Below are 208 nucleotides of genomic sequence, written 5' to 3'. Positions count from 1 at the left end.
TTTTTCAGCAATCTTAATATTGTACTTTGTTTTCTTAGAAAAATTATCAAAAACAACTTTTTTTCTTTCCTTCAGTTCATTTGTCATATCAAAATATAATCTAAACACAAAATTAGGTTGTATATTTTCAAAATTCTTGGTGTTTTTATGTTTATATCCCATATCAATCAACATATTCTTTACTTCATTACCATTATGGTTTAATTCT

General features: G+C 22.6%; 1 protein-coding gene. It reads right to left on the bottom strand.

Features of this window, described 5'->3' with window-relative positions; genetic code table 11:
* A partial coding sequence (locus AACQ14_RS24355; protein ID WP_339366115.1) for a hypothetical protein occupies window positions 1-208 on the bottom strand: 208 nt, incomplete at both ends.

It is taken from the genome of Vallitalea maricola, from assembly GCF_036985595.1.
Lineage (GTDB): Bacteria > Bacillota > Clostridia > Lachnospirales > Vallitaleaceae > Vallitalea > Vallitalea maricola.
This window is presented reverse-complemented; position numbering and strand designations above follow the sequence as displayed.